Here is a 14,613-nt window from a genome sequence, read left to right on the forward strand (position 1 = left end):
CGCCGGCGGCGGCGCCACCGCCGCCGCGCACCGTCGCGCCGGCGAGCGCGGCCGGGTCGCGGGCGAGGACTCGGACCGGCACGCCGCGGAGCTCCTGGAGGGCGGCGCCTCCGACCTGGCCGGTGGCGCCGGTGAGGAGAATGGTCATACCGTAACTACTCGTGGGTGCGGCGGTTCCAGGCTTCGATGTGCTCGCGCATCAGGCGGCGTGCGAGGTCGGCCTCGCCGGCCGCCACCGCCGCGGTGATCGCGGCGAGGTCCTCGCCGATCGTCATCGCGCCGTCGAGCTCGGTGGGGCGCACGACGGTCTTGTGACGGCGGGTCACCGCGCCGTGGATGCCGAGGGCGATGCCGATCCGCAGGCGGTTCTTGGTCGCTCGCGCGAGCGCTTCGTGCCAGCGGATGTCGATCTCGAGGATCAGCTCGACGGTGCCGGCCGCACGCACCTCGGCGACCATCGCTTCGAGTGTCGAGATGTCTCCGGCGTCCGCGCGCCGGGCGGCCCAGGAGGCATTCTCGCCCTCGAAGTCGACACGGAACTCCGCGAGATCCTCCAACGAGGCACCGCGCAGGCTGACCAGCGATGCCAGCGCGTCGCCGAGGGTCGACTCCGACGGTGTCACGGCGTAGGAGCCGCCGCCCTTACCGGGGCGCACCTCGATCATCCCGACCGCCTCCAACGACCGCAGCGCCTCGCGCAAGGTCGGGCGCCCGACGCCGAACGTCTCGCACAGCTCGCGCTCGTTCGGCAACCGCTCTCCGGGCCGGACGCGACCCGAGAGGATCGCCTCGCGAAGCTGCTCCAACACGTCGTCGAAGGAGCGGACGCGCCGGACTTTGTCGAACGAGGCCGCCATAAACGCGGAGCGTAGCAGCAAATGGTCTGACCACATGCTAGGTTGCGGCCATGTCTGCCGACCGCATCGATCTCAATGTCGACGCCGGCGAGTCGTTCGGCGCCTGGCGGATGAGCGACGACGCGGCGCTCTTCGCGGAGGTGTCGAGCGCCAACCTGGCCTGCGGGTTCCACGCGGGCGACCCGGGCACGATCCGTGTCGCGCTCGCGCTCGCGATCGAGGCGAAGATCGCCGTCGGCGCGCATCCCGGGCTCCCCGACCTCGTCGGGTTCGGCCGGCGCCCGCTGACCATGACCCCGCAGCAGGTCCACGACGACACGCTCTACCAAATCGGTGCGATGTACGCCTTCACTCGCGCCGCCGGCGTGGAGCTGCACCACATGAAACCGCACGGCGCGCTCAACACGGCGGTCGCGGAGGCCTCCGACGAGCACGCGGAGGCGATCGTCGCCGCCACCCAAGCGTTCGATGACACGCTGCCGATCATCGCCGTCGCCGGCTCGAGGCTCCACCGCGCCGCGGAGCGCCTCGGCCAGCCGGTGATCGCCGAGGGCTTCCCCGACCGCGGCTACGCGCCCGACGGCTCGCTCGCCAAGCGCGGCACCGAGGGCGCGATCATCCACGACGCCGAGCAGGCGGCGCAACGGGCGGTCCGCATGGCGAAGGAAGGGACCGTGGAGGCGCTCGACGGCACCGTGATCGAGCTCACGCCCGGCACGCTGTGCATCCACGGTGACAACCCGGGCAGCGTCGCGACGGCGAAGGCGATTCGCGCCGCGCTCGAGCGCGAAGGCATCACCATCACCGCCTTCTGAGCAGCCATGGCGCCCGTCGGTCAATACCTGCGCTACTCCACGGTCTTCGACGAGCAGGCCAACCTTCGCGTGCTCGCGCTGGCGGCGACGCTCGATGCCACCCGCCCCGCCGGCGTGCGCGAGATCTACCCCGGCTACGGGTCGGTCTACGTCGAGTGGGAGGACCGCACGCTCTCCAACGAGCGGGCGACGCAGTGGATCGATACAGCGCTCCAGGCCGAGCACGACGACCTCAAGCCGCCCGCCGAGATCACGGTCCCGGTGCAGTACGGCGGCCTCGACACCGACGAAGTGGCGGAGACGACCGGGCTGAGTCGCGAGGAGATCGCCAAGCTCCATGCCGCCGCCCACTACCGCGTCTGCGCCCGCGCCACCGTCGGCCAGCCGATGATGGCGAGCACCGACGAGCGCCTGCGCGTGCCGCGGCGCAAGAACCCGCGCACCGACGTTCCCGCGCTCGCCGTCGCGATCGCCAACGAGCAGGCGACGATCTACCCGGTGCTGATGCCCGGCGGGTGGAACGTGATCGGCACCGCGCTCGAGAACGTCTACGACCCGCATCGCCCCGAGCCGTTCCTGTTCGAGCTCGGCGACCGGGTGCGCTTCGAGGCCGCCGAAGGCAGCGCGCCCGCCACGCCCGATCGGCTCGGACTGCTGCCCGAGGCGCCGCAGCACCCAGCCCTCAAAGTCGACGAGCCGGGCGCGCTCGACCTCGTCCTCGACGGCGGCCGCCTCAACCAGGCCCACCACGGGATGGCCCAGTCCGGCCCGCTCGACCCGCGCGCCGCGCGCCTGGCGAACGCCCTCGCCGGCAACCCGCCCGGCACCACGCTGATCGAGTCGACGCTGAACGGGCCGAAACTCACCGCACTCGATGACATCGTCGTCGGCGCCGCCGGCCGCGGCTTCACCCTCGAGCTCGACGGCGAGCCGGTCGGCCAGATCACGACCCGCGTCCGAAAGGGCCGGCGACTGCAGCTGAAGGCCACCGGCGAGGGCGTCCGCGGCTACCTCGCGATCGCCGGTGGCATCGAGACCGGCAGCTTCCTCGGCTCGGCGAGCGTCGACCGCTACGGCCTGATCGGCCGCGCGCTACGCGCCGGTGACGTCCTCGGGCGAGCCCGCGAGGTCGCTGCGCCGCACGAGATGCAGGCCCGCCCTCAAGACGCGCCGTATCACCTCGTGATCCGCCTCCACCGCGGTCCACAGTGGTCGCGAGAGGCCGAAGCGGCGCTCACGAAGGAGCCCTTCACGGTCACGACCGGCGACCGCATGGGCGTCCGGCTCGAAGGCCCGGAGGTCCCCGGCGGCGAGCTGCTGAGCGAGTCCCCGCCGCCCGGCGCCGTGCAGGTGCCCGGCGGCGGCGCGCCGATCCTCCTGCTCGCCGACCGCCAGCGCAGCGCCGGCTACGACAAACCCGCCGTGATCCATCCCGACGATCTCTCGCTCGCGGGCCAGCTGCGCCCCGGCGAGACGATCCGCTTCGTGATCGTCGGCGATCACCCCGTCCCGTGGTTCCGAGACCTCGACTAAGGAGCACCTATGCGATTTGAGAACACGTCCGTCCTCGTCACCGGCGCCGGGCACGGCATCGGGCGCGCCGTCGCCGAGCGCTTCGCGAGCGAGGGCGCCAAGGTCGCCGTCAATGACATCGATCCCGCGCGTGCGGAGGAGACCGTCGCGGCGATCGGCGCCAACGCGATCGCCGTGCCCGGTGACGTCGGGTCCCAGGAGGACGTGACGCGGATGACCGAGACCGCCGTCGCGGCCCACGGCCCGATCGACGTGCTCGTCAACAACGCCGCGCTCGCCACCTACGAGGCCACCACACGGCACTTCCTCGAGGGCGACTCCGCGTGGTGGAACCGGATCATCCAGACCAACCTCACGAGCGTCTTCCTCTGCTCCAACGCGGTCGCGATGAGCATGGCCAAGCGCCGCACCGGCGCGATCATCAACCTGTCGAGCGGTGGCGCCAGCAAGGCCCACCGCGCGATGGCCGCCTACGACGCCGCCAAGGGCGGGATCGAGGCCGTCACCCGTGCCATGGCGCTCGACCTCGCGCCCTACGGCGTGCGGGTGAACTTCGTCGTCCCCGGCCTGATCCGGACGTATGACATCAGCGACGAGCTCGCCGCCGAGCGCGGGCAGGTCGTTCCGCTCCAGCGGCTCGGTACGGCCGATGACATGGCGGGCCCGATCGTCTTCCTGGCCAGCGACGACGCGCGCTACATGACCGGCACGGGCGTGGTGGTCGACGGCGGCGTGCTCGTCCAGCAGCGCTCCGCGCCGGTCGACATCTTCCCGGTCAGCCAGTTCCCGGACGTGCCGGCCGAGACGTGATCCGCGGCGTCGTCATGCCCGCGCCCCAGGCGCCGCTCGAGCTGCGCGAGTTCGAGCGGCCCGCTCTGGAGCCCGGCGCGGTCCTGCTCGAGACGCTCGCCAGCGAGGTCTGCGGGACGGACGCCCATCTGTGGAAGGGCCAGCTCGCGGGCGTGCCGTACCCGATCATCCCCGGGCACGTGAGCGTGGGGCGGATCGCCGAGACCAACGGCGCGCGTGACGTCGACGGCAACGCGCTCCGCGACGGCCAGATCGTCACGTTCCTCGACGTCTATGGCACGTGCGGGCGCTGCTGGTACTGCACGGTCGCCCATGCCACCACCCGCTGCCCGGAGCGCAAGGTCTACGGCGTGACGCTGTCGAGCGAGGACGGGCTGCTCGGCGGCTGGGCGGAGCACATCCACCTCAAGCCCGGCGTCCACATCATCCCGCTCCCGGAGGAGCTGGACTGGCGCGCGTTCATGGCCGGTGGGTGCGGGATGCCGACCGCCCTGCACGCGGTGACCCTCGCCGAGATCGCGTTCGGTGACACCGTCGTGGTCCAGGGCGCCGGTCCCGTGGGGCTGTGCGCGGCGGTGCTCGCCCAGCTGCGTGGAGCGGGCCAGGTGATCGTGATCGGCGGACCGGCGATCCGGCTGGAGGCGGCACGGCGGTTCGGCGCCGACGCCGTGATCGACATCGCCGAGACCACGCCGGAGGAGCGCCTCGAACGCGTCCGCGAGCGCACCGGCGGGCGCGGCGCCGACGTCACGATCGAGGCCACCGGCGTCCCGTCCGCGGTGCCCGAGGGCATGCGGCTCACCCGCGACGCCGGCCGCTACGTGGTCGTCGGCCAGTACACGGACGTCGGCACAGCGACCTTCAACCCCCACCTGGACCTCAACCAGAAGCACCTCGACGTGCGCGGCTGCTGGGGGAGTGACGTCGGCCACGTCTACCGGTCGGTGCGGGTGATGGCGCGCTACGCCGCGCAGTTTGAGTGGACGGACCTGATCACCCGCGAGTACGGTCTCGATGAGGCGCAGGAGGCGCTCGAGGACGTCGCCGCCCAGCGCGTGGTGAAGGCGCTCATCGTCCCGTGACGGCGCCGTTCGCGCAACCCTTCGTCCCTCCCCGAGGAAAGACCCGATGAGACATCAGCTCCGCACGCAACTGCGCTCCGGCACGCCGCTCGTCGCCACGTTCGTGGAGACGCCGCATCGCGCGGTCGCCCACGTGCTCGGCGCGGTGGGCTTCGACGTGCTGATCCCGGACGGCGAGCACGCCGCGTTCTCCCCGCGTGACATCGAGGAGCTGATCGTCGGCGCCGACCTCGCGGGCATTCCGGCGCTGGTGCGCGTGCCGTCGACGGCGCCCAGCACGCTCGCCCACGCGCTCGACAGCGGCGCCGCGGGCGTACTCGTCCCGCTCGTGAACACCGCCGAGGCGGCGCAGGCCGCCGCGCTCGCGGCGCGCTACCCGCCGGAGGGCCTGCGCGGCGCCGGCCCGGGCCGCGCCACGCTCTACGGGCTGGAGCGCGAGGAGGCGATCGCCAACGCCCGCGCGGAGACCGTCGTCGCGATCCAGATCGAGACGGGCACCGCGGTGCAGAACCTCGACGCGATCCTCGAGGTGGAGGGCGTCGACCTGATCTTCGTCGGCCCCAACGACCTCTCGCACTCGCTCGGCCGCCCGCCTGAAGAGGAGCTGCGCGCGGTGATCGACGACGTGCTGGCGCGGGCGAGCGCCGCGGGCCGGCTGACCGGCATCCTCGCGCCCACCGCCGAGCTCGCCGCTCGCTACCGGGCCGCCGGCTGCGCGCTGCTCGTGACCGGCACCGACCTGGCGTGCATGGCGGCGGGAGCGCGCGACATCCTCGCCGGCGCCCGCGGCGAATAGGCTTCACGCCCGATGAAGCTGTTGATCGTGGGTGGCGGGCGGATGGGCGAGGCCCTGCTCGGCGGGATCATCGCCGCGGGCGAGGACCCGGCGCAGCTCGCCGTCGCCGAGGTATCGGCGGCAAGGCGCGCCGACCTCCAGACCGCGCACCCGGGCGTGACCGTCGTCGAGACGCCGGTGCCCGCGGACGGCGCGCTGCTGGCGGTCAAGCCCGGCTACGTCGCCGAGACCGCACGCGCGGCCGCAGACGTTGGCTGCGAGCGCATCCTCTCCGTCGCCGCCGGGATCACGACGAGCGCGATCGAGGCCGCCATCGGCCGCCCGCTCCCGGTCGTGCGCGCGATGCCGAACACGCCCGCGTTGATCGGGGCGGGCGCCGCCGCCATCAGCCCCGGCGCTCACGCCGGGGAGGAGGACCTCGCCTGGGCCACCGCGCTCCTGGAGGCGGTCGGCGTCGTCGTGCGCGTGCCGGAGGCGTCGCTGGACGCCGTCACCGGCCTCTCGGGATCCGGTCCGGCGTACGTCTTCCTCGTGGCCGAGGCGATGGCGGACGCCGGCGTGCTCGCCGGCCTGCCGCGTGACATCGCGGAGACGCTGGCGTTCCAGACGCTGCTCGGCTCCGCCCGCCTCCTCACCGAGGGTGACGCCGGTCCGGCCGCGCTGAAAGCCGCCGTCACCTCACCCGGCGGCACCACCGCCGCCGGCCTGCGCGAGCTCGAGCGCCACAGCGTCCGCGCTGCCTTCCTGGACGCGGTGACGGCGGCCGCCGAGCGCTCGCGCGAACTCGGCGGCTGACGCGTCAGCTGAGGTGCTTCGCGGCCGCCCAGGTCTTGAGGGCGGTCGCGACCTTCTTCGAGTCGCCGCTGTGTGACTGCGCCGACCAGGCCTTGGCCGCGGACCAGAGCGCGCTGTCGGCGTCGGCGACCACCGGCGGAGCCGGCGTCGGCTGCGGTAGGTCGCGCCCGGTGAGGCTCTTGTAGGCGGCGGCGAGCGCGGACAAGTCGACGCCGATCTGGAACTGCGGATGGTCGAGGTTCCACGGCCAGACCACCACCCACGCCTCCTGGAGCTGGCGCCGGCGGAACGTCGCCGTCGTCTGGACGCGGATCGCCCAGGAGATCACGTCCTCCAGCGCGCCGGACTCGTAGGCGCCGTTGAGGATCGCGTGCCCGCCCCACTCGCCGGTGCTGTGGAAGTCCCACTTCGGCGGATGGGCGTCCGTCTGCGCCTGCTGCGCCGTCTGGAGATCGACACCCCAGAGGCACCCGCCGAAGATCGACACGGCGGCGGTCAGCTGGTCGTCATTCGTGACATCGACCTTGGCGAACGCGATCGGCTTGACCTTGGCGCCGTTGCCGTTCCCGATGCCACCCGCGAGCAGCGCCTCGAGCATGGTCTGCATGTCGACGCCGTTGTCGTCGGCACCGGTCTTTGGATCGAACTTCGGGTTGCCGCTACGCCGGTACAGGTCGAACACGTCGTCCTGCGACGGCTGCACCTCCGTGCCCAGGAGCCCGCCCGTCACGAGGCGGACGAGGTTGGCGACGGAGGTCGGACCGCAGTCACCGTACTTGTCGTTCTCGTAGAGCCCGAAGGCGAGCTTGCCGAAGTGGTCCGCGGTAGCTGGGTGAGCCGGGGCGACACCGGTGAGGATGTCGGCCAGCCGCAGTGCGGGCTTGCGGGACGGCGGGCGAAGACCCAGTTTGTGGGTCGGGTGGGAGTGGATCCCGGCAGCGGTGTTGGGCACGAGCGTCTCCTTTGTGGAGGTCGCCAGCCTCTCATCCCCATTGGTGGAGATTGATGAGACGGCGAGCGTCGTCCGCTGGGGATCCACGACGACGTCGAAGACGCGCTGGCCGGTCGACCGTCGTCGCGGGTCTGGACTACCCGCACCTAGGCACGACGCTGATCGGCACGCGCGCGCTCGACGTCGCCAAGGGCGCGCTGGTCATGCGCCGCTGCGGCTCGCCGAGGACGCGGGTGATCACGCGCTCGCGCACGTGGGACGGCGCGTGAAGAGCCGGCAGGTGCCGGGGACGGTGAACGCCTATGTCACGGTCACTCACACCCGCCGCCATGTCTTCCTCGACACGTCGGCGAACGGGTCCACGGTGCATTCGCTACGCGGTCGATCTGTGATCTACGATCCGCTCTCATGAGGGAAGCGCACTGAACGTGTCCGCGGCTCCGGCGGGGTCGCCGGGCGTGGTTCTCGTCGCGACGAAGCTCCACGTTCCGGACGTTCGGACGGAAAGAAGTAGCCCGCAACGTGGGCTAGGGACTCAAAGTCAACTGCGCCGGGTGGGGGAGGGGGAGTGGCTCGCCCTCCGGGTCTGTCTTGCCGCCGCCCGGCGCGCGGCTCCGCTCTGTTGCCTCGGACTGCCGTGGTCGACCGTGCGCGCTTGAGGGACGGATCGCGGGTTTCGATCAGGTTCGCACTGTTCGATGTGGCGCGTAGGCGGGGGTGCGGAACGAGAGCTGCCCGACGGGCACCTCTGGTTACACACCCCCTCTCCGTCGGTTGATCGGCGTGCGTGAGAACGCGCTGTCCGTCCCCGTGCCCGGTACCTTGACGTTCGTCCAGCACGCCCTCTCGCGACCGCAGGTCACCAGGTCGGCATCATCGCCTCCGGGTAGCGCGACCCGTATGCGCCGCCGGGCAGGATGGCCTCGATCCGGTCGAGGTCATCCGCCGTGAGGGTGAGGCCGGCCGCGCCCGCGTTCTCCTCGATCCGGGTGGCGCTGCGGGTGCCGGGGATCGGCACGACGTCCTCGCCCTGGGCGAGCAGCCATGCGAGCGCGAGCTGCGCGGCGGTGGCGTCCTTCTCGGCGGCCAGCGCCCGCAGTTGCTCGACCGCATCGACGTTGCGCTCGAAGTTCCCCGGCTGCCAGCGCTCGGACCAGCTGCGCATGTCGTCGGCCGGATACTCGCTCGCCGGCTTGGGGTCGCTGGTCATGAACCCGCGGCCCAGCGGCGAGTAGGGGACGAAGCCGATCCCGAGCTCGCGGACGACGGGGAGGACGTCGGCCTCCACCGCCCGCTCGAACAGCGACCACTCGGTCTGCAGTACGGAGACGGGCTGCACGGCGTGGGCACGGCGGATCGTCTCCGGCCCGGCCTCGCTGAGGCCGAAGAAGCGGACCTTGCCCGCCTCGATGAGCTCCTTGACCGCGCCGGCCACTTCCTCGATCGGCACGTCGGGGTCGACCCGATGCTGGTAGAGGACATCGATGTGGTCCGTGCCGAGGTAGCGGAGGCTGTTCTCGGTGACCTCGCGGATGCGCTCGGGTCGTGAGTCGAAGGCGGTGCCGAGCTGCGATAGGTCGGTGAGGTCGAAGCCGAACTTCGTGGCCAGGATGACCTCGTCGCGGACGCCCTTCACCGCGCGGCCGAGGAGCTGTTCGTTGGAGCCGGTGCCGAGCCCGTACAGCTCGGCGGTGTCGAAGAACGTGATGCCGAGCTCGTGGGCGCGGCGGATGGTGGCGATGCTCGCGGCCTCGTCCCCGGCGGGACCGTAGGCCATCGTCATGCCCATCGTGCCGAGCCCGAGGGCGGACACCGTGAGGCCTTGCCGGCCGAGGTTGCGTGGTTGCACGACTGCTCTCCCAAAGGAAGTAAACGGTTAGTTCCTTCACCGTAGAACAGGCCGGGCAAGAATGCAACTAACCGTTTACTTCGCTACGCTGTAGGCGTGGTCAGAGACGCCGCCGCCACCCGCTCACGCATCCTCGACGCCGCGTTCGAGGAGTTCGCGACGTACGGCCTGGCGGGCGCGCGCATCGACCGCATCGCCGAGGCGGCCGCGGCCAACAAGCGCTCGATCTACGTCTACTACGAGCACAAAGAGGGCCTTTTCCGCGCAGTCATGCGCCGCGTGGTCGCCGAGGTCGGCGAGGCGGTGCCACTCGACGTCGACGACCTCCCGGAGTACGCCGGCCGCCTCTTCGACTACTGGCTCGAGCACCCGGCCGTCATGCGCTTGCTGTTGTGGATCCAGCTCGAGCGCCCCGAGGAGACCCCCGAAGGCAGCGCCGCCTACCGCGAGAAGATCGACACGCTCAACCAGCGCCAGGAGGTCCTTCCCGCGGGGCTCAGCGCCACCGACCTCGTCGTGCTGATCATGGGCCTGACCCGCAGCTGGTTCCTGGTCGACGACTCGCTGCTCACCGCCGACGGCGCCGACCCGCGCTCCGCACAGCGCATCGCACAGCACCGCGCGACGCTCGTCGAGGCGGCACGGCGCATCTGCGCGTAGGTATCGTCGCGCCGATGACCTGTCCGTGCGGACATGACGAGCACCGCGTCCCGACGACGCGCGACGAGATCGTCGCGGCGATGGGGCTGCGCAATCGGCTCGGCGACCTGCTCGAGACGGTCGCGGACGACTCGTCGAAGTGGATGAGCGTGATGCGCTGCCGGGAGTGCGGCCGCTATTGGGCCGATGACAGCCTCGACTCCGGCCACGCGACGCTGATGTTCGTCTACCCGATCGAGACCGGCGATCCGCAAGCATGGCTCGCCCAGGCGCAGAACGTCTGGGCGTAACCAGGCGGCGTCAAAACCTCAGCGGCGGGCGACTTTCCCGCGGCCGCGGCTCAACGACAGCATGTAGCGCGCGCTGACCTTCGCCCAGCGCAAGGAGCGGCCGGGGTCGGTCGCGGGGCCGGGGCCGTTGTCGGACTCGGTGTGAAACCAGCCCGGCGAGCCGAGCCCGAAGCGCTTGAACGTCTCCGGGAAGCCGATGACCGCCGGGTCGATGTCACACGGGTAGCCCTTGCCCACCGATCCCTCGCCGCCGTAGACGACGTCGACGCCGGCGTTGAGCGGGAAGGTTGGGCGCACGTGCTCCTGCACGAACGGGTTGGTGCCCGCGGCCGGCAGCGGAATCCGGTCGGCGTCCTTGACGTGCCAGGCGATGATGCGCCGGCGCGCGGCCAGGCGGCCGTACCACCCGAGAACGTCGAACAGGCTCCCGTCGACGGGGTCGGGGAAGCGCGCCCGTCCCGCGAGCGTGTGCATCAGGTCCGGCTCGAAGGAGACGAGCTGCGGGTCGGTGTTGTCGGTGAACCAGTCGATCCGGTGGACGCGGTTGAGCTCCGGGTGGGCCGGGTCGCTGAAGAAGCGGAACCAGTCCTGCTCGGGGTGGAAGAAGTACTTGATCCCGGCCGCGCGCAGCGCGGCGCCGACGGTGTTGGCCTGGTTGGCCCACGTCTGCCAGTCGGCCAGGAGGCCCGACGGCGGCGAGCCGGGACCGGGGTTGCCGGCCGTGCCGATCATCTGGTAGCCGAGGATGCGCGCCCTGTCGATCTGCGCCTGGCGGTACGCCGGGTCGACCATCTGCTGCAGCCCGCCGGTGTGCGAGCCGGCCGCGACCATCCCGGCGCGGCCGAGCGCGGTGCGCAGCTGCGCGTCCGTGATCGCGCCGTTGGGCCCCTCGTCGAAGCTGAAGAACTCGAAGCCGTGATAGCCGACCGAGCCGAGGTACTTGAACACGGACGCGAAGCCGCCCGGCAGCGGCACCAGCGGGCCGAGATCCGTCGGATCATCCGGGAAGTGCGCGCCACCGAGATAGCCCGACACCGAGCCGTCGAGGCGGGTGATGGCATCGCGCAGCGACCACTGCTGCACGCCGAGCCGGTCGCGCGGGACCAGGCCGCCACCGTGGCCGTGGTCGTGATCGTCGCCGTGTCCGCCAGGGTCGCCACCGGCCCACGCCGCTGCCGGCGAGAACGGCCCCGCCGCCGCGATCCCGACCGCCGCCGCGGCCCCGCCGAGGAACTTCCGGCGATCGATCCCGTCGCCATTGCTCATCGCACCCTCTCCCTACGTCCGACAACCGGCGCGGCGGACCGCTGCGCCCGCCGCAACCGGAGTCTTAGCCTGAGCGCGAGTGCGTCAGGAAATTCCCGTCATGAGTCGGACCGCAAGGCTGTCAATGCCGCTGAACACCACCACCAGCTCCGACCGCCGCGACGATCTCCTCGCGCAGCGCCTTCAGCCCCGCGACGAAGATCTCCGAGAACGTCGGGAACGGCTGGATCGTGTCCCGCAGCACGTCGAGCGGCACGCCCGCGCGGATCGCCAGCGTCGCCTGCTGCAGCCACTCACCCGCCTCGGGGCCGAGCGCGTAGGCGCCGGTCAGCCGCTCACCGTCGCTGAGCAACGTCAGGAAGCCGTTGGACTCCGCGTAGGCGTGGGTGTAGGTCGCGGTCTTGGCCACCTCCGCGAGGCGGGCGGTCGCGCTGAAGGTCGCCTCCGTGGCGCCGACCGCGGCGGCCTGCGGATCGGTGTAGACGACGCGCGGAACGGCGTCGTAGTTGGCCTCACGCGGCTCCCCGAGGATGTTCGCGGCGACGATCTCGCCCTCGTACTTGCCGACGTGCGTCAGCGGCCAGATGCCCGTGACATCGCCCATCGCCCACAGCCGCTCGCCGGCGCGCAGCTGCGCGTCGACGGGGATGCCATGCGGGTCCGCCTCGATCCCGACCGACTCCAGGCCGATGTCAGCCACCCGCGGGCGCCGGCCGGTGGCGACGAGCAGCTTCTCGCCGCGCAGCTCGCGCCCGTCCTCGAGCACCAGGACGCAGTCCTCGCCCTCGCGCCGGGCAGCGGCGGTGCGAGCACCGAGCACGAGCTCGATGCCATCGCGGCGCAGCACCTCGCCCAGCGCGTCGCCGAGCGGCGCGGGCTCGCGGCCGAGCACCCGCTCGCTGTCGACGACGATCGTCACCTCACCGCCGAAGCGGCGTACCGCCTGGGCGAGCTCGACCCCCGCCGCCCCGCCGCCCAGCACGAGCAGGCTGCGCGGTACGGCGGTCATGCTCGTCGCCTCGCGCGTGCCCCAGAGGCCTTCGAGCTCACGCAGGCCGGGGATCGGCGGGATGAACGGATCGGCGCCGTTGGCGAGGACGACGTGCTCCGCCGTGTGGGCGACGCCGTCGACCTCGACGACGCCCGTCCCGGCGAGCCGGCCGGTGCCGCGCAGCAGGTCGATGTTGTTGTCGGTCAACCAGCGCGCCGCGCCCGTGTCGTCGTGGTTTGAGACCATGAAGTCCCGGTAGGCGAGCGCGGCCGCGACGTCGACCTCCGCCTTCGCGCCCACCTCACGCGCGCCCTGCACCGCCTCGCCGGGCCGCAGCAGCGTCTTGGACGGGATGCACGCGTAGTAGGAGCACTCCCCGCCGACCAGCTCGCGCTCGACGATCGCGACCCGCAGCCCGCCCTCGGCGAGCGCGCCGGCGCAATGCTCACCGGGCGAGCCGGCCCCTAGCACGATGACGTCGTAGTCGTATCCCATTGCGACCTCCGTTAGCTGATGCGTGAAGTATCAGCCTCGCGCCGGGACAAGCGCGTCGCGCCTGTGGAATGACTGGTCGGGACCCGGGGTCAGACGAACCGCGGTGCGACCTCGCCGAGTGCCTGGTCGAGGATCTCCAGGCCGAGCTGCAGCTCTTCGCGCGACGTGGTCAGCGCGGGGGCGATGCGGAACGTCCCGCCCATCTCGCGCAGCTGCACGACGTTCATGTGCAGGCCGAGCTCGAGGCAGCGCTCGGTGACCGCGACGCCGAGGTCGGGGGAGGACTCCTTGGTCGAGCGGTCCAGGACGAGCTCGAGCCCCTGCATCAGGCCGCGTCCGCGGACGTCGCCCACGACCGCGTGGCGCGTGGCCAGCTCGCGCAGCCCCGCGGCGAGGAACTCGCCCTTCGCCGCGACTTCCGCGCCGACGCCGCCCGCCAGCACGTCCATGACGGTGATGCCGACGGCGGCGACCAGCGGGTCCGAGACGTGGGTGGTGTAGAAGAGATAGCCGCGCTCGTGCGCGCGCTCCTCGATCTCCGCGCTGGTCACGACCGCGGCCAGCGGCAGGCCGGCGCCGAGCGTCTTGGACAGCGTGATCATGTCCGGGACGACGCCGTCGCGCTCGAAGGCGTACCAGTCGCCGGTGCGGCAGAGGCCGGTCTGCGCCTCGTCGAAGATCAGCAGCATCCCGCGCGCGTGGCAATGGTCGCGCAGGGCCGCGAGATAGCCCGGGGGCGGGACGACGACGCCAGCGCTGGAGAGGATCGGCTCGACGATGCACGCGGCCAGCGCGCCCGTGGACTGGGCGTCGATCATCGAGAAGCCGAGATCCAGCTGGCGGCGCCAGTCGAGCTCGCCGTCGCCGTCGACGATGTCCGGCCGGTACGGGTCGGGCGTGGGCAGTACGAAGTTGCCGGGCGAAGCGGGGCCGTAGCCCTTGCGGGCGGCGCTGTAGGTCGCGCTCGCGGCGCCGAGCGTCATGCCATGCCAGGAGCGGGTGAAGGCGACGACCTCGTGCCCGCCGGTGACGAGCTTGGCCATCCGCAGAGCGGCCTCGTTGGACTCCGCGCCGGTCGTCAGCAGCAGCGCCTTCTCCAGCGGCGCCGGCAGGCTCTCCGCCAGCCGCCGCGACAGGTCGACGACCGGGCGCGACAGCATCCCGCTGAAGAGGTGATCGAGCGTGCCGGCCGTCTCGCGCAGCGTCGCCGTGATCGCCGGGTGCGAATGCCCGAGGATCGAGCTCATCTGACCCGACGTGAAGTCCAGGATCTGGCGGCCGTCGGAGGTGTAGAGCATCGACCCCGCGGCCCGCTCGACGATCGTGGGGACCCACGAGGGGCAGTACCGGACGACGTGCCGGTCGACGTCGGCCCAGAACGCCCCAGCGTCCAGCCCGGTTTCGGCGAGAAGGCTCATCTGC

The 14,613-nt window shown here is 71.9% G+C and carries 15 protein-coding genes; 9 read left to right on the plus strand and 6 right to left on the minus strand.

Going from position 1 to position 14,613, the window contains the following annotated elements:
* Positions 1-155 precede the first annotated feature (155 nt).
* Positions 156-857 carry a FadR/GntR family transcriptional regulator gene (locus tag OM076_RS39240; RefSeq protein ID WP_270045647.1) on the minus strand — a complete coding sequence of 234 codons (702 nt, stop codon included), beginning with the start codon at positions 855-857 and terminating at the stop codon, positions 156-158.
* A 50-nt stretch (positions 858-907) separates the two neighbouring features.
* On the opposite strand from OM076_RS39240, the gene OM076_RS39245 reads away from it, so the two are divergent.
* From OM076_RS39245 to proC, 6 genes are read left to right on the plus strand one after another with little or no spacing between them, the layout of a single operon-like run.
* The gene (locus OM076_RS39245) at positions 908-1,672 is read left to right on the plus strand and encodes a LamB/YcsF family protein (RefSeq protein WP_270045648.1); all 765 of its coding nucleotides are present in this window, start codon (positions 908-910) and stop codon (positions 1,670-1,672) included.
* A gap of 6 nt (positions 1,673-1,678) precedes the next feature.
* Positions 1,679-3,205 (plus strand): 5-oxoprolinase subunit B/C family protein, encoded by a 1,527-nt coding sequence (locus OM076_RS39250; RefSeq protein ID WP_270045649.1) that lies wholly within the window; start codon positions 1,679-1,681, stop codon positions 3,203-3,205.
* A gap of 9 nt (positions 3,206-3,214) precedes the next feature.
* Complete coding sequence (locus OM076_RS39255) at positions 3,215-4,015, plus strand: SDR family NAD(P)-dependent oxidoreductase (RefSeq protein ID WP_270045650.1); 801 nt, start codon at positions 3,215-3,217, stop codon at positions 4,013-4,015.
* The gene (locus OM076_RS39260) at positions 4,012-5,097 is read left to right on the plus strand and encodes a zinc-binding dehydrogenase (protein ID WP_270045651.1); all 1,086 of its coding nucleotides are present in this window, start codon (positions 4,012-4,014) and stop codon (positions 5,095-5,097) included. Before OM076_RS39255 ends, OM076_RS39260 begins: the two co-directional genes overlap by 4 nt.
* Positions 5,098-5,143: 46 nt before the next feature.
* The gene (locus OM076_RS39265) at positions 5,144-5,893 is read left to right on the plus strand and encodes an HpcH/HpaI aldolase family protein (protein ID WP_270045652.1); all 750 of its coding nucleotides are present in this window, start codon (positions 5,144-5,146) and stop codon (positions 5,891-5,893) included.
* A gap of 12 nt (positions 5,894-5,905) precedes the next feature.
* Positions 5,906-6,688 carry a pyrroline-5-carboxylate reductase gene (gene proC / locus OM076_RS39270; protein ID WP_270045653.1) on the plus strand — a complete coding sequence of 261 codons (783 nt, stop codon included), beginning with the start codon at positions 5,906-5,908 and terminating at the stop codon, positions 6,686-6,688.
* Between the two features lie 4 nt (positions 6,689-6,692).
* On the opposite strand, the gene OM076_RS39275 is transcribed toward proC, so the two are convergent.
* Complete coding sequence (locus OM076_RS39275) at positions 6,693-7,640, minus strand: hypothetical protein (RefSeq protein WP_270045654.1); 948 nt, start codon at positions 7,638-7,640, stop codon at positions 6,693-6,695.
* A 13-nt stretch (positions 7,641-7,653) separates the two neighbouring features.
* Here OM076_RS39275 and OM076_RS39280 point away from each other — a divergent pair, with 13 nt between their 5' ends.
* Entirely contained in the window at positions 7,654-8,052 is a 399-nt protein-coding gene (locus tag OM076_RS39280) for a hypothetical protein (protein WP_270045655.1), read from the plus strand.
* 447 nt (positions 8,053-8,499) lie between these two features.
* Here the strand turns inward: OM076_RS39280 and OM076_RS39285 are convergent, their stop codons facing one another.
* Positions 8,500-9,489, minus strand: coding sequence for an aldo/keto reductase (locus OM076_RS39285; RefSeq protein ID WP_270045656.1), 990 nt, complete (start codon positions 9,487-9,489; stop codon positions 8,500-8,502).
* 96 nt (positions 9,490-9,585) lie between these two features.
* Here OM076_RS39285 and OM076_RS39290 point away from each other — a divergent pair, with 96 nt between their 5' ends.
* Both OM076_RS39290 and OM076_RS39295 read left to right on the plus strand, forming a co-directional pair.
* Positions 9,586-10,149: a TetR/AcrR family transcriptional regulator gene (locus OM076_RS39290; RefSeq protein WP_270045657.1), complete on the plus strand. Its 564-nt coding sequence runs from the start codon at positions 9,586-9,588 to the stop codon at positions 10,147-10,149.
* Between the two features lie 14 nt (positions 10,150-10,163).
* Positions 10,164-10,439, plus strand: a complete 276-nt coding sequence (locus OM076_RS39295; RefSeq protein WP_270045658.1) for a hypothetical protein — start codon at positions 10,164-10,166, stop codon at positions 10,437-10,439.
* An 18-nt stretch (positions 10,440-10,457) separates the two neighbouring features.
* Here the strand turns inward: OM076_RS39295 and OM076_RS39300 are convergent, their stop codons facing one another.
* The 3 genes from OM076_RS39300 to OM076_RS39310 form a co-directional block, all read right to left on the minus strand.
* A complete protein-coding gene (locus OM076_RS39300) occupies positions 10,458-11,705 on the minus strand; it encodes a sugar phosphate isomerase/epimerase family protein (protein WP_270045659.1) in 1,248 nt (415 codons plus the stop codon).
* A gap of 121 nt (positions 11,706-11,826) precedes the next feature.
* Positions 11,827-13,191, minus strand: a complete 1,365-nt coding sequence (locus OM076_RS39305; RefSeq protein ID WP_270045660.1) for a dihydrolipoyl dehydrogenase family protein — start codon at positions 13,189-13,191, stop codon at positions 11,827-11,829.
* An 89-nt stretch (positions 13,192-13,280) separates the two neighbouring features.
* Complete coding sequence (locus OM076_RS39310) at positions 13,281-14,609, minus strand: aspartate aminotransferase family protein (protein ID WP_270045661.1); 1,329 nt, start codon at positions 14,607-14,609, stop codon at positions 13,281-13,283.
* Positions 14,610-14,613: the final 4 nt, after the last annotated feature.

It is taken from the genome of Solirubrobacter ginsenosidimutans (assembly GCF_027587205.1).

Coding starts and splice junctions, on each gene's coding strand:
- OM076_RS39250 (WP_270045649.1), top strand. CDS start 1,679: ATGGCGCCCGTCGGTCAATACCTGCGCTACTCCACGGTCTTCGACGAG.
- OM076_RS39240 (WP_270045647.1), bottom strand. CDS start 857: ATGGCGGCCTCGTTCGACAAAGTCCGGCGCGTCCGCTCCTTCGACGAC.
- OM076_RS39245 (WP_270045648.1), top strand. CDS start 908: ATGTCTGCCGACCGCATCGATCTCAATGTCGACGCCGGCGAGTCGTTC.
- OM076_RS39305 (WP_270045660.1), bottom strand. CDS start 13,191: ATGGGATACGACTACGACGTCATCGTGCTAGGGGCCGGCTCGCCCGGT.
- OM076_RS39265 (WP_270045652.1), top strand. CDS start 5,144: ATGAGACATCAGCTCCGCACGCAACTGCGCTCCGGCACGCCGCTCGTC.
- OM076_RS39295 (WP_270045658.1), top strand. CDS start 10,164: ATGACCTGTCCGTGCGGACATGACGAGCACCGCGTCCCGACGACGCGC.
- OM076_RS39300 (WP_270045659.1), bottom strand. CDS start 11,705: ATGAGCAATGGCGACGGGATCGATCGCCGGAAGTTCCTCGGCGGGGCC.
- OM076_RS39255 (WP_270045650.1), top strand. CDS start 3,215: ATGCGATTTGAGAACACGTCCGTCCTCGTCACCGGCGCCGGGCACGGC.
- OM076_RS39310 (WP_270045661.1), bottom strand. CDS start 14,609: ATGAGCCTTCTCGCCGAAACCGGGCTGGACGCTGGGGCGTTCTGGGCC.
- proC (WP_270045653.1), top strand. CDS start 5,906: ATGAAGCTGTTGATCGTGGGTGGCGGGCGGATGGGCGAGGCCCTGCTC.